Here is a 21,214-nt window from a genome sequence, read left to right on the forward strand (position 1 = left end):
TGCTTCGCCCCTACATGCCCTCCCGCCATTTTCCGCACGGCCACGGGTGCGCCGTTATGCCCCACATCGCCACGGGTGCGCATTAGTGGTTCTGCATGCGCATGATCTCCTCAATCAATTGCTCTACGTTGGCGATCTCGCTGCTGCGCCCACTCCCTTGTACGACGATCAGCATCCGATTGGCCTCGGCCAATGCCTCTTGGTAGCGCTGAGTATCGCTCAGAATCAGGGTGTAGTTCTGGCTATACTCCACACTCGTGGGCTGCAAATTCACGGCGCGTTGGTAGGGAGCTAGGGCTTCCTCACTTGCGTCGGCATAGGCGGCGAGTAGCCCGGCCACTGCGTAGAGCCGTGCGGTTTGGCTGCGCAGGGTTGCATCGTCCGTACTACGCTCCAGGCGCTCATCATAGCGCTGGGCGGCGGTGAGGAAGGCCGTGTGTAGGCGGCTGAGTAGGGCGGGTTCATTGTTGAGCCGCTCGGCGAGGCGCTCTACATTCTGCGCCGCCGTTAACGGGGAGAGTTCGATCCCGCGCTCATAGAAACTGGTCGCGGTTGCACGATCTCCCCGCAACTGGGCCAGATCGCCCAGGCGCAGTGCTGTGTCGGCGTAGCGCGGATCGAGTTCAGTGGAGTGGTTGAGTAACTCTTCGGCTTGGGTGTACCAGACTTCAGCCTGACTCTGTTCGCCACTGCGCTGGAAGAAGCGGCCTAGATCGATCATTGCTCCGGCACGTTCGTTGATCAGCGTGACATCGTTGGGGGCGAGGTGCGCCACCTGATCGTACCACTTCAGCCCCTGATCAAGGCGCTGTGGGTCGTTACTCAGGTTGTACCAGTAGCTATTGAGGCGGCCCAGGTTGGCCGCGTGATCTTTGTTCAACGGGTTGAGTTGGTAGGCGCGTTGCAGTACCGCTTCGGCATAGCTGAGCATCTCAAGGCTGGTGCTGCGCTGAAGAAAGGCTACTAATGTGTCGTCACTATCGAGACGCAGCAGATCGGGGACATTGGCCTGTGGATCAGCCGCGCCGAGCGGCACCCCCCGCGCATGCAGCACACTCGTTATGGTCATCAGGTTGTGCGCCAACCCCAGGTAGTAGAAATCCTCGTTGGGGTTGCTACGCAGCGTGGCCAGATAGTCATCGAGCGCCACCACCAGTCGGTTGAGGTCGCTTCCGGCTTGCTCGCTCACCCCCTGCGCCGCTTGGTAGCGCATGTCGGCATAGACGGGGGCGAGATTGGCGCTCCAGGTAAACCAGAGCGCCAGTAGGATGAGTGCGGCGTAGACCAGCAAGGCCGGGGTTTGGCCGACCCGCTGGGCACGCAGTGGCGGTTTGTTGCGCCCCTTGGCACTTCCGCGCCGCTGCGCTTCGGGTTCGCTGGTGGGCGGTGCGGGTGGTGCCAGACTCAGCGCATAGTGCCCGTCCAGCGCCCCGCCCACCACTGTGATCGCCACTGCCACCCAGAGCATCATCAGCGTGGCCACGATGGGAATCCCGAAGCCACCTTCCACCAGATGTGCCGCGACCATGCTCAGCATCGTAATGAAGAAGACCTGCTGGGGCCAACTGGGGCTGCGCCATATGAGCCGTAGCGCCAGGGCGATAAAGCTGCTGATCAGGAAGAGATAACTGGCCAACCCGATCACGCCCTTGGTCACCAGTTCATCCAGATACGCCATGTGGGAACGGTCGGGCGATGCGCCGCGTGCCTCCACATTCGCCAGCGAAGGCGGAAAGAAGGGATTGAAGGCCACAAACATACTCTCTGGCCCCCAGCCCACCAGCGCGTGCCACGGGTCGGCGACGATCATCCCCACCGCCCCACCTCCATGGGCATCGCCGGTCCAGATCAGCCGCCGCACCAACCCGGTACCGCTCTCGATCTCCAACAGTCGCCCCATCCGCCCCAGGTAGGGGACGCTGCGTAGTTGGTTGAAGAACGTAGCGTCGGAGAGGTTGAAGGTGATCAGGAAGGCGGCAGCGAGCACGGCTACCCCCACCCAACCGATTAGGAGTGTGCGCAGCCGTGCAGCCAGGCGGGGTTGTTGCTGGCTGCGGGCGTGGCGCAGCGCTGCCCAGAGCAACAGCGAACAGAAGAGAAAGAGACTCGCGGCGAGACCCAAAAAGGGGCCACGGCTCTGGCTTAGCACGATGGTGATCACCATGAGGAGGGCGGCGGCCCCACTTGCCAGCGCCGTGATCCTCAAGCTGAGGCGCGAGGGTTGCGCTAGGGATCGCGGTAGCCAGGAGCCGAGGCCATAGCCAAGCCCGCCACTGACGATACTCGCCAGGAGCCACGCCGCCCAATCGTAGGCATGTGGTGCCTCATCGGCACTCACTGCGACCTGAATCCCATTGGCGGCGGTGAAGGCAAACTGGCCACTGAAGAGCAGCAACAGCGTCAGTGTCGCCACGGCGGGCCAACGCGGAAAGCGGTGTTCAGGGCCAAGCGTGATCAGCCACCAAAGGCTGGTCGCGCTCATCACCGCTGCGGGCAAGAACCACCAGTAGCGGAAATCCACTGTGCGCACCGCCGCCCCAAACTTGATCACCGCGAAGAGGAGGAGCATCCCACTCAGGATGAGGAGCCCATGCGCAAGCGCCCGCAGTCCATCGGTGCGCGGATCGGGGCTTGGTGGGGCGCTGCGGGCCGTACTCCAGCGCACCACCATGCGGTAGATCGCCAGCGGTACAATCATGATCAGGTAGGCCGCGACAAAGATCGAGTTACCCAAGGTCGAGGCCACCCGCGTAATCACATCACCCTTCCAGGGTAGCGGGTCGAGTTGGAAATGTTGGATCACCCCGTAGGTGGCGGTGGTCACGCCGGCGATCAGACTGATACTGATGATACGTTCGATCTGTGCACGGCTCCGAATCGTCACCACCATCAGCAGACCGAGCAGGAGGTAGGAGAGATTGGTGTAGGTTCCTTGCAGGCGCTGGTACGATCCCCAGAAACTGGTGGCAGGGATCACCGAGGTGGCGGTGGTGATCAGAAAGACCAGCGCATAGACCAGCGTCGGCAGCGCGAGCGGGATAGCGCGTAGGCGTTGCCACCAGCCCGCATCCAACCGTGGCGGGTCGTGGCGCAGCGCCTCCAAGCCCCGGATCAGCCCCAGGGTCGCCGCGATCACCACCAGCGTGCGCAGCACCATCGCCTTATCTGGCTCAAAATGGCGCGCACTAAAGAGATTAAAATAGATCGGCACCAGCGTCAGTGCCAGCACCCAGCACGCCTCAATGATCCGCCCACACCAGCGGCTCAGGGTAGTCTCGTGCGGCATAGTCGCCTAACCCCTCTTCCAACGCTCCGCCCGCTCCAAAATCTCATGGGCATTGGCGCGGCTATGCGCACTCGGCGCACCATCAAGCATCGCGGCCAACTCTTCGACCCGCTCCTGCATATCGAGCATGCGCACGGCGGTATGGGTACGATCATCCCGAAACGCTTTGCTGATATGGTAATGTGTATCGGCAAACGCAGCCACTTGGGGCAGGTGCGAAATACAGATCACCTGATGCTTCTCGGTGATCGCCCACAACTTCTGGCCCACCACCTGTCCGGCGCGCCCACCGACACCAACATCAATCTCATCAAAAATCAGCGTTGGCACCTCATCAACCCGCGAGAGGATAGACTTGAGCGCGAGGAGCAGACGCGCACTCTCGCCCCCTGACGCGATACGTGCCAGCGGCTTGAGCGGCTCACCGGGGTTGGGCGAGATCAGAAACTCGACCTGATCAATGCCGGTCTTATCGAAAGCGACCGGGGTTGCATTCGGCATGGGCACCCCGTGGGGATCATCACTCTGGGCGACCCGCACCGCAAAGCGCACATTGGGCATGGCCAGATCGCCCATGGCACCCTCAATCTGGGCCGCAAGCTGATCGCCAACCGTGCGCCGCCGGGTCGAGAGATCCCGCGCCAGCCGCCCCAGTTGGGTCAGTTGGCGCGCCTCCTGCTGTTCAAGCTCGGCGATATGTTCAGAACTATGCGTGAGGCGCTCAATCTCCGCCTCGGCGCGTTCAGCGCGTTCGATCAACTGCACCAGATCGCCACCATACTTGCGTTGCAGATCGCGCAGCACCGTCAGGCGATCCTCAATCTGATCAATCCGATCCGACTCAAAATCGAGACTGAGCCGATAGGAGCGCAGCGCCGCCGCCAGATCTTCAGCTTGGTAGTGCAAATCATTAGCTTGGCTGGTCAGCGCCGCCACACTCGGATCAAGGCGCGCCAACTCATCAAGCGCGGCGGCAATCTGGGCGGTTGCTGCCACCACCGGGCGCACGGGGCTACGCCCACCCTCGCGGCCCTCGTAGAGGATGCTGTAGGCATCATTGGCCAAACTGGTAATCCGCGCCGCATTCTGCACCACCGCACGTTCACGCAGCAGATCCTCCTCCTCACCGGGGCGCAGCTTAGCCGCCGCGACATCCTCGATCAGAAAGTGGAGTTCTTCGAGGCGCTCCTGGCGACGCGCCTCACTGCGGCGCAGATCGGCCAACTCCTCGCGGATTCGGCGCAGCCGCGTCACCACCTCGGCAACCTGATGGCGCTGCGCCACCAACTCCCCGAAGCGGTCGAGCATCTCTAGGTGGGTGCGCGGGTTAAAGAGCGACAGCCCCTCGTGCTGGCCGTGAATGTCAATCAGTTGCGTACCTACCTCGCGCAGTACACTCGTCGAGACCGCACGGCCATTGATACGCGCCACACTCCGCCCACTCGCAGCACTGATCTCACGGGTTAGAATGACCTGCCCATCATCCTCGTCATAGAGACCATACTCTTGCAAGACCGGAATGAGGTGCGGGCAATCATCGAGGCTAAAGATTCCCTCAATCCGTGCACGGCTACAGCCTGCACGCACCAAACTGACATCGGTACGCTCACCACGCAGCGTCCCCAAGGCATCAATAATGATAGACTTCCCCGCGCCCGTCTCACCAGTCAGGACATTAAAGCCTGCTTCGAGACGCAGGTGGAGCCGGTCAATGATCGCAAAATCACGGATCTGAAGCTCGATCAGCATAGGTTAGTGTCGCGAACATTTGGGCGATAGCGATGCTGTTTGCATTGTACCACACCGATTGCCGATTGCGTAACCACGCAGAAATCCGACTTTGGACCGATGCCACGCTGCTTAAAACTTGTTATGCTCTTCACATAACCTTTGGTGCTGGTAGCGACAGACACACCGAAGAACAATCCTACACTCACAATCCTCACTGTTGCTCTCCAAACATCCCCAACGGCTGCCGCAAGGCAGCCGTTTCCACGTTTGACTTACTACTACCCCCGCCGTGTCCCCGCCGAGATGCGCATCAACAAGCCCACCACCAAGAAGTTGATCAGCACCGAGGAGCCACCATAGGAGATGAAGGGGAGTGTGATGCCGGTGAGTGGGATGAGCCGCAGGTTGCCGCCCAGGATGATGATCGTCTGTACAGCGATGATCGTGGTGAGGCCGACGGCGAGGAGTTGCTCGAAGCCGCGAAAGCGACCGGGGATGGCGAGGGCGATGTGGAAGCCTCGGAAGATCAGGAGGACGTAGGCGATCAGCACTGCCAGGGTGCCCGCGAGGCCCAATTCCTCGCCAATAGCGGTGAAGATGAAGTCGGTGTGGATGGCCGGAACAATCGCCGGGACGCCCATGCCTAGCCCGGTGCCGAAGATGCCGCCGGAGGAGAGCGCGTAGATGGCTTGGACGATCTGGTAGCCGTAGCCCTGTGCCACCGACCATGGATCGAGCCAGATCGAGACGCGCAGCGAGACGACGGGCAGGAATTGGTAGAGGACGTAGGCTCCGATGGCGAAGGCGAGGACGGCGACGAGGACGTAGAGCCCGCGTGCGGTGGCGACGTAGAGCATGGCTAGGAAGACGCCGAAGAGTAATAGTGCTGCGCCCAGATCGCGCTGAAAGACGATGGTGGCCATTGCCAGCCCCCACATGCCGATGATCGGCACGAGGTAGGGCAGTGGTGGCAGGGTGAGCGGCCCCAGTCGGTAGCCGGAGCCGGAGGAGACCACCTCGCGGTGTTCGTTCAGGTATGAGGCCATGAAGATCACCAGGATGATCTTGAGCAGTTCGGAGGGTTGGAAGAGGAATGCGCCAAAGTTGAACCAGACCTTCACCCCGCTGCCGTTGGGGTCAACGCCGAAGATGAAGGTGGCGAAGATGAGCAGTAGCCCTAGCCCTAGCCAGATGTAGCGGTGGTGATCGAGGAAATCTATCAGCGAGAGGCGCATACTGCGGATCAGCAGGCGATCCCAGGGTACAAACAGCATTACTGCCAGGATGATCACCCCCATGGTCACCCACAGGCTCTGTTTGGCGGCTACGCCCTCGTAACACGGCCCGCTGCCCACCACCTCGCCCGCTCGGTTGTAGATGTCGCAGAAGTAGATCTGGTTGAGACTCGGTTCGAGGCGTGCGGTGAGCATGAGGCTGAACCCGGCCAGCAACGCGACGAGGGGGAGCAGCACTTGATCCGCGTTGGGGCTGTGGAAACTGAGACCCACCGAGATACCGATGAAGAGCAGCAGCGGCAGGGTCGAGGGCCACAGGATGCTCAGTACCCCCGGTACGCTGGCGACGAAGGCTTGTTGACGGGTTGCCGTTACCACGAGCAGATAGCCAGCGGCAAAGAAGAGTAGCACGGTTACGAGGAGTTGGAACTCGATCCCGCGAAATTGGCGTAGGCGCTGGAAGATCATAGCGTTTGAATTCCTGAAGTTTGCGAAGGGCGAAGCATCGCTCGGTCATTCATCGCGGGCTGAGTATCATCTCCATCAGGAGCGATGCTTCGCCCCTACACCCCGCGTTGGCAGGCATACCCAGCGTCGCTGAGGTGGCTGATCACCGCCTGGGCGTGCTCTTCGCCGCGTATTTCTAGCACCAATTCTACCCCCACCTTGGTGACGGGTAAATGCCACTCGGCGCGCCGATGGAAGACCTCAACCACATTCGCGCCTGCCTCAGCCACATGGGCGATCAGGCGTGCCAAATGGCCCGGCCAATCCTCGACGACGGTGCGCAGCAGCAGGTAGCGCCCCTGGTGAACCAAGGCGGTCTGCACGACCCTGGTGAGCAGTGTGGCGTCAATGTTGCCCCCGCCCAATACCACCGCCACGGTCTCGTTCGGGCGTAGCCCCACCTTGTTGGCCAGCAGCGCGGCGACTCCGGCTGCTCCGGCCCCTTCGACCACGAGGCGGCTGTTCTGTACGACATGGGCAATCGCGAGGACGATCTCCTCCTCCTCGACGGTTACAACCGCATCCACTAACTCGCGGATGATCGGCAGGGTCAGGTCGCCGGGGCGCTTGACGGCGATGCCGTCGGCGATGGTATTGGCGGCACTGGCGCTCACGGGTTGCCCGGCAGCTAACGATGCTGGAACGGCGGCGCATTCGGCGGCCTGCACGCCCACGATGCGCACGTCGGGGCAGAGCGCCTTGACCGCAATCGCAATCCCGCTGATCAGGCCGCCGCCGCCAATGGGGACGATGAGCAGATCCATGTCGGGCAATGCCTCGACAAGTTCGAGGCCAATTGTACCCTGGCCGGCAATCACCTGGGGATGATCGAAGGCGTGCAGGTAGGTCAACCCGCGCTCCGCTTGCAGTTCGCGGGCATGGGCAACCGCATCATCAAAACTGGCCCCGTGCAGAACTACTTCCGCCCCTAAGCGCCGGGTGGCTACGACCTTGGTTAGTGGGGCACGTTCGGGCATGACAATTGTGGCGCGTACCCCCAGCAACTGGGCCGCCATCGCTACGCCCTGGGCGTGGTTGCCCGCTGAGGGTGCGATCACCCCCTGTGCTCGCTCGGCAGCACTCATGCGGGCAATCGTGTTGTAGGCACCCCGAATCTTGAACGAGCCGCTGTGTTGGGTATTCTCTGCCTTATACCAGATCGCCGCCCCTAGTTCAGTTGAGAGCAACCCCGCTGGGAGCAGCGGAGTTGCGATGATGTGATCGCGCAGTGTGCGCCGAGCGGCTTGGATGTGGGCGAGCGTGACGGCAAGGCTCATCCCTCCATCTCCTCGCGTACATTGGCGGCCTGCGCGGCCACCAAGCGGAAGCGCCGCGCATTCTCTTTGTCGCCCGCATTATCGGCGGCGTGCATGAGAACCCCCGCTGCATACTGGATGTGGCGCAACTCCTCGCGTCGCCCCTCTAAGCGTTTGTGGGCGATTTCGTGTTCCATATAGATGATGATTTGATCAATGGTTAGCATGGTGGCTCCTTTAATTCATCGTAAACCCACCGCTGGGGGGCGGGGGTGGCACAGTCGCATAGGCGTTTGGTTACGGTTTTTGCTGCTGATGGCAAGGAGTGACTCAACATTGGTATTCCTGGTAGGGTGATGGTACGAAACACAACCGTACCGGAGGACGCAATGATGAATCACCTCCATGATACCAGTTCTGGTGATCTGTGGTATCAGGAAATCGTCCCCCAATTGCCGGCGGATCTCGATGCCCAAGCCGTGATGCTTGGTGTCTATGTGCGTCAGCCGAATGGGGCGTCTCTACGCCTTCAAAAAGAGCAGAATCCCACTGATCACCGCCGCGCTGATCAAGACCCCACTCAGGATGTACAATCCGTAGGTGCGCAGACGGGTGTGATTGAGGTAGCTTTGCTCGTCGCGGTAGCTGATCAGGAAGCTGCGCTGGGGATCAATTGGGTGGCGCATCAGCACCGGCTCACCATTCACATCACCGAGGGTGGCCAGCACATAGACCCGGTTGCCCACCGGGAGGTTGTGCTCCTCGCGCCAGATCTCGCGTTCGACATCATTGATGATGCCGGTGTAGGACTCAAAACGGGCCATGCTCTCTAGCAGATCGATCTTGGCCCCCTGGGTCTCAACCATAATACGCCCACTGGCGTCGTGGACATAAAAACGGGGCACTCGCTCAGCATGAATGTTGAGGTGGTTGCTGCTGATCTCGCGGCCATGATTGGTTATCAGGCCCCCATGGTGGCGTGTTCTGAACCCGCCATGGCCCACGTTGCGCTCATGCTCCTCGTTGACCACATACTCAAAGGCGAGACAGAGATCTGAACTGTAGGGCGCACGCAGCGGCATTTCACACTCGCTCGTACCGACCACTTCAACCGTCTGGCCGAGCCGCCCCATGCGGTGTTGTTCCACCACTTGCGCAATGTTCAATGTCTCTGTCTCGCGCATGGCGATGATGTGGCCTTCGCCGCGCCACGCAAAGATTGCGACGATGATACCGGCAATGGTTAAGCTAAAGGTGAGAAAGAGTAAGAACATGAACATGGCGGCTATGTTTCCTTAGGTGTCGTGTATAATAGCGTAACTCCACAAGCAGATGCCAACAATGGGTGTTGGCGCGTAGGTGAAGTGAGGTTAGTTGTGCTGAAGACTGTCTTAGGCAAAGTTGGTTTCGTACTGGCAAATATGTTTGTGATGGTTATTTTACATGGGAACAGCAAGCAATTTTGGCCAAAAATCCCCTATCTGAGCCTGAAGGACGAGAGCACCGGCGAACATGCCCGCCTGCTCTTCAATACGCTGGGGGTTGTCACCCTCTTCCAGGCGCTAATCGGGCGTTTGCCGCGTGAGCGTTGGGTGGCGCGTGGGGTGGTGTTGGCGGCGATGCCTGCCGCACTGCCGCTGATCATCTTCTTTGGCCAGAAGGTGTTGCGCCTCCAGGGTCATTCCGCCGAGGTCTATAACCTTTCGATGGTGCCGATCCTGCCGATTGCGGCCATGGTCGCCGAGGATGCGATTGCCAAGCGGGGGTAGGTTTTGACGCCAAGGCGCAAAGACGCAAAGGGTTTGATAGGGGTCTATCTTGAAAGCTTTGCGCCTTGGCGTCTTTGCGTCAATACGTATTACTTCAGAAACACCTGATACGCCGGGTTCTCGTTCTGGTCGGTGTGGCGGTAGCCGAGCCGTTGGAGTGAGATTCGGAAGCGCTCAAGGTCGGCGGGGGGCACCTGGATGCCCGCCAGGACGCGCCCGTGGGCGCTGCCGTGGTTGCGGTAGTGGAAGAGGCTGATGTTCCATGCCGCGTCGAGCGATTCGAGGAACTGCAAGAGCGCCCCTGGCCGTTCGGGGAACTCGAAGCTGTAGAGTTGCTCGTGCGTGGCTTCAGGGGCGCGCCCGCCCACCATGTGGCGTAGATGCACCACCGCCAACTCGTCGTTGGTCAGGTCGAGCGCCTCGTAGCCCGCACTAGCCAGATCTGCGAGTAGGGTGGTGCGCTGTTCGGCCCGTTCAAGCTGAATACCGACAAAGATGTGCGCCTCGGTGCGCGGTGCGTAGCGGTAGTTGAACTCGGTGATGCTGCGCCCGCCCACGATGCGGCAGAAGCGTTTGAACGCCCCCGGCTGCTCCGGGATCGTCACCGCCAACAGGGCTTCGCGATGCTCGCCGATCTCGGCGCGCTCGGCCACATGCTTCAGGCGGCTGAAGTTCATGTTGGCTCCGCACGTTAGCGCAACCAGCGTTTCGCCGCTGGTGCCCTGCTCGGCCACGTAGCGCTTCAGCCCGGCCACCGCGAGCGCCCCGGCTGGCTCCTGAATGGCACGGGTGTCATCGAAGACATCCTTGATCGCCGCGCATACCTCGTCGGTGCTGACCCGCACGATGCGGTCTACATACTGTTGCGCCAGCCGGAAGGTGTGTTCGCCCACCCGTCGTACCGCCACGCCATCCACGAAGATGCCCACTTGGCTCAGGGTGATCCGTTCGCCCGCGTTGAGGCTCTGGTACATCGCGTCGGCGTCGTCCGGCTCCACGCCGATGATCTCGATCTCTGGGCTGATGCTCTTGAGGAAGACCGCAATCCCGGCGATCAGCCCACCGCCGCCCACCGGCACAAAGACCTTGTAGGTACGGGCGTGGATCTGCTGTGAGATCTCCAGGCCGATGGTGCCCTGCCCGGCGATGACCAGCGGGTCGTCGTAGGGATGCACGAAGGTCATGCCATTCTCGGCCTGCAAGCGGTAGGCGTGTGCCTCTGCATCGCTATAGCTGTCGCCGTGGAGCACCACCTCGGCCCCGCGTGCGCGGCAGGCATTGACCTTGATCTCCGGGGTGGTGGCGGGCATGACGATGACGGTGCGCAGCCCCAGGTGTTGCCCGGCATAGGCCACGCCCTGGGCGTGGTTGCCCGCCGAGGCGGTGATCACCGCCCGTTCGCGTTCGGCATCACTCATGTGGGCCATGCGGTTATAGGCTCCGCGCAGCTTGAAGGAGAAGATCGGTTGCAGATCCTCACGCTTCAACAATACCTCGTTACCCAGCCGGGCCGCGAGGAGCGGCGCGGGTTGTAGCGGCGTCTCGCGGGCAACATCATAGACCCGGCTGGTCAGGATTCGCTTCAGGTACTCAAGGTTCATGCGTTGCTTCCGACCTCAATTCCGCACATGCGCTCGATGGCTTTGATCAGGGCATGGTTGCCCTCGCTGCCCAACCCGGCGGCTTGCAGGGCGCGGTACATCTGGAAGATGGCAGCGGTATTCTCCAGGGGCACGCCGACCTGATCGGCGGCCTCCAACACCAAGCGCAGATCCTTCTGCTGAAGATCTATCGTAAAGCCAGGTCGCCAATCGCGGCGCAGCACCTGTGGCCCCCGATTGGAGAGCGTCCAACTACCCGCCGCGCCCGACGAGACCGCCGCCAGGGTCTTCTCCAGATCTACGCCACTGGCCTGGGCGAAGATGAGTGCTTCGCTCACCGCCCGCATCGTCCCGACCACCAGGATCTGGTTGACCAGCTTGACCGTCTGGCCCGCGCCGTGATCGCCGACATGGGTGATCGTCTTGCCCATGACCTGAAAGACGGGCATGGCGCGTTCAACATCAGCCACTGCGCCGCCGATCATGATCGAGAGGGTCGCCTTGGCGGCTCCTTCACTCCCGCCACTGATCGGGGCATCCAGGTGCGCGACGCCGTGGGCAGCCAGGGTGGCAGCAATCTCGCGTTCAGCTTGCGGGCTGGCGGTACTCATATCAATCACCAGCGCACCGGCGCGCACCCCGTGGATGATTCCAGCCTCGCCCAACGTCACCGCCCGCACATCGGGTGTATCACTCACACATGTGATGATGATGTCACTCTGCGCCGCCACATCGGCGGGGCTACTGGCAGCATTGGCTCCCTGAGCCACCAGATCCTCCATGCGGCTGGCAGTCCGGTTCCAGACCGTCAGTTCAAACCCGGCACGTAGAATATGGGTTGCCATACTATGACCCATAATTCCCAAGCCAATAAATCCAATTCGCTCAGGCATGAGATCCAGACCTCCTAAGTTATACGTAGTCTCCCTTTGACGCAAAGGCGCAGAGGCGCAAAGGGTTCAATGGCATAAGCAATCGAATCCTTTGCGTCTTTGCGCCTTTGCGTCAAAACTGGGATGCTAGGCGAAGTATCCACACCTACCGCGCACTGGGCTTCTCTTCAGCGACTAACAGATCGGCGAGCAAGGGCTTCCCAGCGGGCACGAACGTCACCCGTGCCTTACTCTCGGTAATATTCTGCATCTCCAGAATCGAGAAGAGCGTCTCGGCTACCTCTGGGTCGGTTCCGATCTTATGCAGGGCTTGACCGAGGATGCGCGGGCGGATCGCCTGGGCCTTGGCAAACTCAATCGCCGCTTGGCGCTCGGCAGTGCTGGTGATGATACTCACCTGGTTGGCCCCATCCTGCTTGATCGCCGAGGTTACTTGGCGCAAGCGGTTGACCACCTTGGCCTCGATCTGGCGGATCATCCCGATGTCGCGGAAGTGAACCTTGCGGATATAGACCGAACCAAGTTGGTAGCCCCACTCGATAGATTTGGGCGAGACCTCGGCGCGCACCGCTTGGCTCATTGAGTGGCGGTTCTCCAGCATCTCGGCCAGCGGCAGGTTGCTGAGGGTACGCACCACCGCATTACTGACATTCGCGGCCAGCGAGCCTTGCGGATCGGCATTCTTGAAGAGGTAGGAGATCGGATCGCTGATCTTCATCTCATACCACGCTCCGATACCCATCGGGGCGCCCTCTTCGGAATTGACCGGCTGGCTGCGCAGGTAGAACTGATCGAGGCGCATATCGAGGATATAGCGCCGCCCAAAGAAATTGATGATCAGCGCGGATAGCCCTAGTGTTGAGGGCAGGATGTGCAACCCCGGCTCGCGCAGCACGCCCACCACATTGCCGAAGAGCGTATAGACGTGGCATGTCCCCTCGCGCACGATGGTGTATAACCCAAAGAGTTGGCCCAGCCCAATAATGAAAGGGACGAGGACGAAACAGACCATGAATGTGATTCCGGCGGACATCAGAAAGAGGGTGAGTTCTCTCACTTTTCCACCTCCATAATCACCCGTTCCGCTTGGCGGAAGAGGTTCAGGCGCACATTGCGTAGGTAGGACGAGAGCGCACCAGTGCCACTCTTACGTAGGGCGTGTAACTGCTCAGCCAGCGCCAGCAGTGGTTCGACCTCGGTTTGGGCCTTGAGTGTCTCGATCTCGACGGCGCGTTTGGACTGCACGATGGTCTGATCTGCTGACGCCTGAGCCAGACTAATATCCGAGGAGACATGGTTATGGGCGGTGTTGATGGCGGCCATCGCCGATTCGACATCGGGTGGCGCATCAATCTCGGTAATCAGCGAGGCATCGAGCATAATCCCATAGCGTGCCGGTGAGGAGAGGCTCTCGCGATCCATATGCTCATTCAGATCGCGCAGATTCTTGCGCAGATCATTGATCGAGACCCCCGACACCGCACTGGCATCAGTAGGCTGTGAGGCCAAGCCCAGCGCAGTTGAAGGGGGAGCCTCGAAATTAGCGATGCGCTCGCGCAGAATCGAGATGAAGTACCCCATCACATGCACAATCGGGTTCTTCACACCGAAGAGGAACGCATACAGATGGCGCTCGGAGATACGGTAGCGGATCTGGCCTTTCAGCCCGACATTCAGTTGGTCTTTGGTTACCGCCTCAAGGATGCTCCCGCCATTATTGGCACGCGGATCTTCCAGATCGAGCGCCATATTCACGGTTTGGGTCGCCACCGAGACCTTAAAGATCTTCTCCCAGGGCCATTTGAAGTAGGGGCCACCGGGCGGAATGACACGCACCTGCGGGTAGTTGTAGCGCTCGCGCTCATCGGGGCGCAGATACTCGGTGAAGGGATCGTCACCGGCGGCGGCGGAGAGCCGTTCCGCACGTCCGAAGATAGTCTTCACCGCACGCTCATTCTGATCGACGGTATAGAAACTGAACACGATGTAGCGAACGAGGAACCAGCCGATAAAACCGGCGATGATACCTAGACCTACGGCTGTCATAGGCAGTCACGCTCCTTTCAGTCATTCCAGGACGTTGCCATGTCTTGTCATTGTATACGCAATTGAGCGCAGATGGTGACATGAGAAACATGTTGGTTGGATTGTAAGGGTGAAGCATATGAGTTTGCTGGATGTTAGAACCTACTCAACACATATTTTGTCTTTGCTTAACATAGGCTTCATGAAAGCCTAATCATTAACAAGCATCATGGCAGTATCCAGGAGTGTCTTGGTTTTATACCTGTAGTGGAGAGTGACCATGATGTTGCCCCGCGCCGTGCCATGGCTTGGCCTACTCGTCTTGTTCGCCCTGGCATTTGTTGGTAGTGCGCCACCTGTCGGTATCGCCCACAGCATTGTTGCGCCGAGCATCGCGCTCGCAGGACTGCCCGATACGCCACTAGAACCGCTCGCGCTGAGTCGTATTGGTCGCTACAGTAGTGGCCTCGGCGCGACATCGTCGGAGATAGTCGCCTTCGATCCGGCCAGTGATCGGATGTTCATTACCAACGCTGTCAACGCGACCGTGACCATCGTTGATATCAGCACCCCATCTGCTCCTACCCTCGTCTCGACGATTGATATCGCGCCCACCTACGGTACTGGGATTAACAGCGTTGATGTGTACGATGGAGTAGTCGCTGTTGCAGTCGAACCCACCCCCAAGACTGATCCGGGTAAGGTGGTCTTCTTTGACGCTAATGGTATCTTCATCAACCAGGTGACGGTCGGTGTTCTTCCGGATATGATCACCTACACACCTAACGGGGCGTATGTACTCACCGCCAACGAGGGTGAGCCGAACAGCTACGGTCAGCCCGATTCAGTAGACCCAGAGGGTTCGATTAGTGTGATCGCCATGCCCGCAGGTGGCCCCGCGAATCTCACGACCACAACGACGCTAACCGCCAACACCGCAGATTTTACGAGTTACAATGCTCAGATGGAAACGTTGAAGGCCGCTGGGGTGCGTATCTTTGGCCCGAACGCTAGTGTAGCCCAGGATTTTGAGCCTGAGTACATCGCCATCGCCCCCGACTCGTTGACGGCCTATGTGACGCTTCAGGAGAACAACGCCATGGCTGTTGTTGACATTGCCACGGCGACGGTTACGGACGTGCGTGCGCTTGGCTTCAAGGATCACAGTCTAGCTGGCAATGGCCTCGATCCCAGTGATAAGGATGGTACTGGGGGTAGTCCGACGATCAATATCGGTACGTGGCCAATCTTGGGTATGTATCAACCCGATAGTATCGCCGCTTTTGAAATCGGTGGCACGACCTACTTAGTCACGGCCAACGAAGGCGATGCCCGCGACTATACCGGCTTAAAGGAGGAAGTGCGGATCAAGACTCTCTCCCTCGATCCGGCGGTCTTCCCGAATGCGACGGTTCTCAAACAGGATGCCCAGTTAGGTCGTCTGACCGTGACGAACCAGAACGGCAACACCGATGCCGACGCCGAGTATGAGGCGTTGTACGTCTTCGGTGCGCGCTCATTCTCGATTTGGAATGCCAGCAGTGGGGCATTGGTCGTTGATAGCGGCGATGACATTGAGCAGCGGACGGCAACGCTGACCCCCACGCTCTTCAATGCCAACGACGGCAAACCGGCAGATTTCGATACACGCAGCGACAACAAAGGGCCTGAACCCGAGGCGATTGAGATCGGCGAGATCGCCGGGCGTACCTATGTCTTTGTTGGTCTGGAGCGCTCCGGTGGTGGTGTCATGGTCTACGATGCGACCAACCCGGCGGCGCCAACTTTCGTGCAGTATGCTCGCCCCACCGATGCTCCGGATGACATAGCACCTGAGGGTATACACTTTATCTCCTGTGGTGATAGCCCGACGGGCAAGCCCCTCCTGCTCGTCTCCAACGAGTACAGCGGATCGGTCGCGATCTACGAGATCACGGTTCCGCTGTTGCCACAAGCGTACTTGCCGTTTGTTAGCCGTTAGAGCCGACGCTGAATCTCTGATGCTGATGTGCGTGCGTAGCGCGCACATCAGCGTTCTAGCGTAGAACCGTAAGATCTTGCCTCTCTACGCTACGCATCATATTACGAAAGTTTTTTGATATAAAATGACATATAGACAAAGCCGTTGCATGCGATTATAATGATCCTACACCTCTATGGTGTCCTGTTTTGATACAAGGAGGTTACTGTATGGCAACTCCGCCGGTTAATACCAACGCGACGACGAACAACATTGTTGATGCAGCGAGCAACTTGGCTGCAACCCTCACCCGCACCGGTGTTGCGCTGGTTTCGGCTCCGCTGAGCATGCTGCCTGAGCAGGTGCGCGTTGATGCGACGAACGCTGCTGGTGGCATGATCAATGCCGTTGGGAACCTGCACCTGAGCATCCTCAAGGCAGTAGTCAGTGGTGTGAACACCGCTTCGCAAGAGGTTGATAAGGCGCTCAAGGATATCAATATTCCTGGCGGCAAGAAGTAGGCACGAGGCAGAGTCTTCTGGACATCAGAACGGCGCCGGTCATCAAGACCGGCGCCGTTTTGGATGCTGAAGGTGCGTTACTACTCAAAGCGCGGGCTAACCCACGGCACATCGGGGGTGGCGGCGCGGGCATTGGCGACACGCGCCACAACGAAGAGAAGATCCGAGAGGCGGTTGAGGTAGCGTAGCACATCGGCGCTGAGTTCTTCCTCGTGAGCCAAGCTGACCGCCCAGCGCTCGGCGCGGCGGCAGATGGTACGCGCAAGGTGCAGGTGCGAAGCGGCTGCGGTGCCACCAGGCAGAATGAACTGCTTGAGTGGCTCGATTTCGGCCTCGAGGGTATCAATCTGGCTTTCGAGATACTCGATCTCTCTGGCTCCTACACGCGGAATATTGGCCCCACCCTCGCCGGGAGTCGCTAGATCTGCACCGACGACAAAGAGTTGGGCCTGGATCTGGTTGAGCAGTTCATCAAGCCCGGCGTCAATCCCGCTGGCACGGGCGACACCAATTGCCGCGTTGCACTCATCGGCTGTTCCATAGGCATGCACGCGCAGCGAATCCTTACTCACTCGCAACCCTCCCCACAGCCCTGTTTCACCCGCATCGCCGGTCTTGGTGTAGATCTTCATTGTGCTTCCTTTGGCTTCGTTTAAGGGTATCTGCGTAAATAAGCATACCACAAATAGTGCCGCAAGATCTTGCGACGCTATTTGTGGTATGGGCATGTGCAAAGTTCTTGGGGCGCAGCCGCCCCCGAACCTTCGCTGGGAGGCGGCGCTACCGCAACCTGCGCACACTCGCCTCGAAGATCGCACTCAGCGCGATCAGGACGAAGATACCTGGAAAGAAGAGTTTGGGTATCATAAAAAGGAAGGCTAGCCCAAAGAGCCACAGCACACTTCGCGTTCCGCTGACTACATCGCCGTGGCCACCGACGCGGATAAAGTCGGCGATGCCGACCACGACGAGCAGCCCCGGCCAGAAGATGCGCGGGAAGAAGATCAGGATTGTCCCCAGCCCGATAAAGAGGAAGATGCTGCTGGCGATGTTCCAATCACTGGGGCGGCCAAAGAGGGGTTGGGTAGGTGGTGTACGGTTGGGGAGATCTGAACCCGTGATTACATCACCACTCAGGATGGGTGGTGGGCGTGTCGGATCACCCGCAGCGTCCATTCGCCGCCCGCAGCGCACACAGAAGATGGCGTGGGCGGGGTTGGCGGTGCCACACGTGGCGCAACGGATCTGCCCGGCCGCCTTGGGTTGAAGTTGGTGGGTTGGGCCGGTTACCGGCGTATCGAGGATGATCCCACATTCAATACAGAAGTGGGCATCATCGGGGAGTTCGGCATTGCATGATGGGCAGCGCATAGCGGCCTCCTCTCATAAGCTTCTCGGAAGGGTAGGGGCTACGCCCCAAACCCTCGTTTTTGTTGGTGTTTGGTGGCGCAACCGCCAAACACCAACAAAATAAAGATCTTCGGGGCGGCACAGCCGCCTCCAACCCCCCACGGGAGGTGGCTATGATTGTACGCTGCAATTGCCTACTGTGTTACACACGCCTCGGCTTCGGCCTGCATCGCCTCGGCGGTTTCGGTCTGATCCAGTGTACCCTTCAGCAAACTCGGTAGCCAGACATCAATGCCGAAGAGGGCGCAGCGTGCCGCCTTGGTGGGCGGGAGGCCGGGCGCACGGCGGGCTTGGCTGGCAGCGGCGGCCAGGGCGGGATCGGCCTGGAGGCGCGGGTCATCCAGGGCTTCCAAGCTGGCTGGGAGCCGCCCTAGCGCCAGCGCCAACTCGATCTGGGTCGCCGGTTGTTCGAGATAGTGTACTAACGCCTCGATGTGGGGCATGTCGTCCTGGCTCACATCATCGGCGAGCATCAGAAAGCTGCCGCTGATCAGGGGTAATGCGGCCTGGTTGGTGGCTGGAATGCGTGGCAGGGGCGCGATCCCCAGATCCAGTGTTTCGGTTAGGCTGCGATACTCGCTCAAGGCCCACTCACCATCAATTGCCAACCCGACTTCACCTGCACCAAACCACCGTTGTCCGCCACGGTAGGTCTTGACTTCTGTAGGCGCGGCAACGGCGAGTTCGCCAAAGAGGTTGAGCGCGGCGATCATGGCGGGGGTGTTGAGGCTGGGTGCGCCGTCGGCTCCGGCGGTGAGGCTGCCGCCAAACCCGTAGAGCCAGGGCACCAGCCAGTGTGGTTCGTTCCAGGCAAGCACGAGGCCGCCCTGAGCGCTACGCGAACTGCTGATCAGGGCGTCGCTGGTTGTGGGTGGGTTGCTGATGCGGCTGCGGTTGTAGAGGAGGAGCAACTGGTTCTGTGCAGTGAGCGGGATGCCCCAGAGTTGGCCCTGGCTGGTGGCGGCTGTCTGTAGCCCCGGCAGCGGATCACCGCTAGAACGGATGGGTTGGAGTCTGCCATCGGCGAGCAGCCCGGCGAGGGTCTCCTGGTCGGCCCAGATCAGATCGGGGGCCGCCTCGCCACTCAGGCTGAGCCCGGCAAGGCTGAGGCGCAGCACATCGGGGGGCTTGGGGATGACCATGATCGGCGTGCCACTGGCATGCTCGAAGTCGGCGAGCAGCGCCTGAATCGCTGGGAGGGACGCTTCGGCCTCGCCTACCCAGAGGCGCAAGGTGCGCGCCACCGGGGTCGGGCTGGGCAGGGGGCTAGGGGTAGGGCTGGGGGCTTGGGTCGGTATGGTGGGCGATGGGGTGGGCGTACTCGGTGGCGCGGCACAGGCAGCAAGAAGAAGGAGGAGTGCGGTGCTGAGCCAGCGCAGGTGCAAGATGGGGTGTTGCGTCTTCATCGTTGCGATTATACCAGCATCTTTGTTGATTACGTGCTAGAATACCATTCCTTCTCACATCCAGGGCGTATTCGGTGTAGAACTTTTTAGAAAGGCACACCTGATGACTCCTGCATCTGTTACGCCTCAACGCCTCCCGCTCACCAGTAAACTTGCCTTTGGTGCCGGTGATCTTGCCCCTGGAATGGCTGCTCTGATCGTTGGTTTTTTTCAGGCGCTATTCTTGACCACAGTAGCTGGCCTGAGTCCGAGTGCGGTGGGGATCATTTTGCTGATCGGGCGGGTCTGGGATGCCTTTACTGACCCTTGGATGGGCCTGATCAGTGACCGTACCCGTTCGCGCTTTGGGCGGCGACGTTTGTGGATGTTGGTGGGAGCGGTGCCGTTTGGGATCGTGTATAGTCTGCTCTGGGTGGTACCACCCTTTGGGCCAACTGGCCTCTTCTTTTACTATCTGCTGGTGATCCTGCTCTTCAACACCACCTACACGGTCGTGAATGTGCCCTATACCTCACTCACTGCCGAACTCACTAGCGATTATGATGAGCGTACTAGTCTGAACTCGTTCCGCTTTGCCTTCAGTATTGCGGGTAGCCTGCTGGCGGGAGTTGTGCATGGGCTTCTGATTACCCGTTTCTGCACTGATGCAAATGCCTGTCTGCCAAGCGAATCACGCACCGGCTATCTGCTCTCGGCGGCGATCTTTGGGGTGGTGATGATCCTGCCCTTCTTCTGGTGTGTGGCGGGAACCCGCGAACGCTACACGCCGCCTGCCGATGCTGCTGCGAGTGCTGCCATTCTGACCCAACTGCGCATTGCGGTGGGCAATCGGCCCTTCCTCTTTGTGATCGGGATCTATCTCTGTTCGTGGATGGCTTTGCAGGTAACGCAAAATGTGATCGGCTTTTATTTAACATTCTATCTACGGCGGGCCGATCTTTTCCCACTGGTGCTCTTCGCGGTGCAAGGTTCGGCCATGGTCTTTCTGTTTGTATGGACGGCGGTCAGCCGTAAGATCGGCAAACAGAAGACCTATTATGCCGGGATGTCGTTATGGATCGTGGTGATGGCGGGGCTATTCTTTTTGCGCGCGGATCAGGCCATGCTGGCGGTGGTCTTGGCGGGGATGGCGGGGATGGGGATTGCCACCGCCTACCTCGTGCCGTGGAGCATGCTCCCCGATGTGATCGATCTGGACGAGTTGGAGACCGGCCAGCGTCGCGAGGGGATCTTCTATGGTGTGATGACCTTTACCCAGAAGACCTGTGTGGGTTTGGGGATAGCGCTGACCCTTCAGGCGTTGCAGTGGTACGGTTTTGACGGCAGCCTACTGCCGGGCCAGCAACCGACTAGCGCCCTCACCGCCTTGCGCTGGATGATCGGCCCGTTGCCCACGGTCATCCTGTTGATCGGTATGGTGTTGGTGGCGCGCTACCCGCTGACGAAGCAGCGCCACGCGGAGATCTTGGCTGAACTGGAGCGGCGTAGGTAGAGTGTAATCCGCAGATTACGCAGATTACGCAGATTTAATGCCTGCGCATAATCTGCATAATCTGCATAATCTGCATAATCTGCATAATCTGCATAATCTGCATAATCTGCATAATCTGCATA

The 21,214-nt window shown here is 59.8% G+C and carries 18 protein-coding genes; 4 read left to right on the plus strand and 14 right to left on the minus strand.

All coding sequences use genetic code 11. The features are described 5' to 3' along the window. Positions 1 to 82: 82 nt before the first annotated feature. The 6 genes from EKD03_RS15655 to EKD03_RS15680 form a co-directional block, all read right to left on the minus strand. Entirely contained in the window at positions 83 to 3,286 is a 3,204-nt protein-coding gene (locus tag EKD03_RS15655; RefSeq protein WP_129632936.1) for a tetratricopeptide repeat protein, read from the minus strand. A gap of 6 nt (positions 3,287 to 3,292) precedes the next feature. Next, positions 3,293 to 5,035 (minus strand): DNA repair protein RecN, encoded by a 1,743-nt coding sequence (gene recN / locus EKD03_RS15660; RefSeq protein ID WP_129632939.1) that lies wholly within the window; start codon positions 5,033 to 5,035, stop codon positions 3,293 to 3,295. A 260-nt stretch (positions 5,036 to 5,295) separates the two neighbouring features. Continuing rightward, the gene (locus EKD03_RS15665) at positions 5,296 to 6,720 is read right to left on the minus strand and encodes an FtsW/RodA/SpoVE family cell cycle protein (protein ID WP_129632942.1); all 1,425 of its coding nucleotides are present in this window, start codon (positions 6,718 to 6,720) and stop codon (positions 5,296 to 5,298) included. A 95-nt stretch (positions 6,721 to 6,815) separates the two neighbouring features. Further along, positions 6,816 to 8,036 (minus strand): threonine ammonia-lyase, encoded by a 1,221-nt coding sequence (gene ilvA / locus EKD03_RS15670; protein ID WP_129632944.1) that lies wholly within the window; start codon positions 8,034 to 8,036, stop codon positions 6,816 to 6,818. Continuing rightward, positions 8,033 to 8,242 (minus strand): hypothetical protein, encoded by a 210-nt coding sequence (locus EKD03_RS15675; protein ID WP_129632946.1) that lies wholly within the window; start codon positions 8,240 to 8,242, stop codon positions 8,033 to 8,035. Before EKD03_RS15675 ends, ilvA (EKD03_RS15670) begins: the two co-directional genes overlap by 4 nt. 294 nt (positions 8,243 to 8,536) lie before the next feature. Then, a complete protein-coding gene (locus tag EKD03_RS15680; protein WP_129632948.1) occupies positions 8,537 to 9,295 on the minus strand; it encodes a GIDE domain-containing protein in 759 nt (252 codons plus the stop codon). 96 nt (positions 9,296 to 9,391) lie between these two features. Here EKD03_RS15680 and EKD03_RS15685 point away from each other — a divergent pair, with 96 nt between their 5' ends. Continuing rightward, complete coding sequence (locus EKD03_RS15685) at positions 9,392 to 9,784, plus strand: hypothetical protein (RefSeq protein ID WP_129632950.1); 393 nt, start codon at positions 9,392 to 9,394, stop codon at positions 9,782 to 9,784. An 89-nt stretch (positions 9,785 to 9,873) separates the two neighbouring features. Here EKD03_RS15685 and ilvA (EKD03_RS15690) read toward each other — a convergent pair whose 3' ends face one another. The 4 genes from ilvA (EKD03_RS15690) to EKD03_RS15705 all read right to left on the minus strand — a co-directional run bounded on the left by ilvA (EKD03_RS15690) (position 9,874) and on the right by EKD03_RS15705 (position 14,324). Further along, positions 9,874 to 11,385: a threonine ammonia-lyase, biosynthetic gene (ilvA, locus tag EKD03_RS15690; RefSeq protein ID WP_129632952.1), complete on the minus strand. Its 1,512-nt coding sequence runs from the start codon at positions 11,383 to 11,385 to the stop codon at positions 9,874 to 9,876. Continuing rightward, the gene (locus EKD03_RS15695; protein WP_274542419.1) at positions 11,382 to 12,323 is read right to left on the minus strand and encodes an NAD(P)-dependent oxidoreductase; all 942 of its coding nucleotides are present in this window, start codon (positions 12,321 to 12,323) and stop codon (positions 11,382 to 11,384) included. The genes ilvA (EKD03_RS15690) and EKD03_RS15695 overlap by 4 nt, the downstream gene beginning before the upstream one ends. Positions 12,324 to 12,423: 100 nt before the next feature. Beyond that, a complete protein-coding gene (locus EKD03_RS15700; protein ID WP_238613553.1) occupies positions 12,424 to 13,335 on the minus strand; it encodes an SPFH domain-containing protein in 912 nt (303 codons plus the stop codon). Further along, positions 13,332 to 14,324: an SPFH domain-containing protein gene (locus EKD03_RS15705; protein ID WP_129632956.1), complete on the minus strand. Its 993-nt coding sequence runs from the start codon at positions 14,322 to 14,324 to the stop codon at positions 13,332 to 13,334. Before EKD03_RS15705 ends, EKD03_RS15700 begins: the two co-directional genes overlap by 4 nt. Positions 14,325 to 14,583: 259 nt before the next feature. Here EKD03_RS15705 and EKD03_RS15710 point away from each other — a divergent pair, with 259 nt between their 5' ends. Next, the gene (locus EKD03_RS15710; RefSeq protein ID WP_202976803.1) at positions 14,584 to 16,284 is read left to right on the plus strand and encodes a choice-of-anchor I family protein; all 1,701 of its coding nucleotides are present in this window, start codon (positions 14,584 to 14,586) and stop codon (positions 16,282 to 16,284) included. Positions 16,285 to 16,493: 209 nt separating this feature from the next. Beyond that, positions 16,494 to 16,784, plus strand: a complete 291-nt coding sequence (locus tag EKD03_RS15715) for a hypothetical protein (RefSeq protein WP_129632958.1) — start codon at positions 16,494 to 16,496, stop codon at positions 16,782 to 16,784. A gap of 80 nt (positions 16,785 to 16,864) precedes the next feature. Here EKD03_RS15715 and EKD03_RS15720 read toward each other — a convergent pair whose 3' ends face one another. The 3 genes from EKD03_RS15720 to EKD03_RS15730 all read right to left on the minus strand — a co-directional run bounded on the left by EKD03_RS15720 (position 16,865) and on the right by EKD03_RS15730 (position 19,600). After that, positions 16,865 to 17,416, minus strand: coding sequence for a cob(I)yrinic acid a,c-diamide adenosyltransferase (locus tag EKD03_RS15720; protein WP_129632960.1), 552 nt, complete (start codon positions 17,414 to 17,416; stop codon positions 16,865 to 16,867). A gap of 148 nt (positions 17,417 to 17,564) precedes the next feature. Then, positions 17,565 to 18,155 (minus strand): zinc ribbon domain-containing protein, encoded by a 591-nt coding sequence (locus EKD03_RS15725; RefSeq protein ID WP_129632962.1) that lies wholly within the window; start codon positions 18,153 to 18,155, stop codon positions 17,565 to 17,567. 173 nt (positions 18,156 to 18,328) lie between these two features. After that, positions 18,329 to 19,600, minus strand: a complete 1,272-nt coding sequence (locus EKD03_RS15730) for an extracellular solute-binding protein (protein WP_129632964.1) — start codon at positions 19,598 to 19,600, stop codon at positions 18,329 to 18,331. 103 nt (positions 19,601 to 19,703) lie between these two features. Here EKD03_RS15730 and EKD03_RS15735 point away from each other — a divergent pair, with 103 nt between their 5' ends. After that, positions 19,704 to 21,092: an MFS transporter gene (locus tag EKD03_RS15735; RefSeq protein ID WP_129632966.1), complete on the plus strand. Its 1,389-nt coding sequence runs from the start codon at positions 19,704 to 19,706 to the stop codon at positions 21,090 to 21,092. On the opposite strand, the gene EKD03_RS18860 is transcribed toward EKD03_RS15735, so the two are convergent. Further along, a partial coding sequence (locus tag EKD03_RS18860) for a hypothetical protein (protein ID WP_238613554.1) occupies positions 21,032 to 21,214 on the minus strand: 183 nt, incomplete at its 5' end. The genes EKD03_RS15735 and EKD03_RS18860 overlap by 61 nt on opposite strands.

The organism is Candidatus Oscillochloris fontis (genome assembly GCF_004138135.1).
Taxonomy (GTDB): Bacteria; Chloroflexota; Chloroflexia; order Chloroflexales; family Chloroflexaceae; genus Oscillochloris; species Oscillochloris fontis.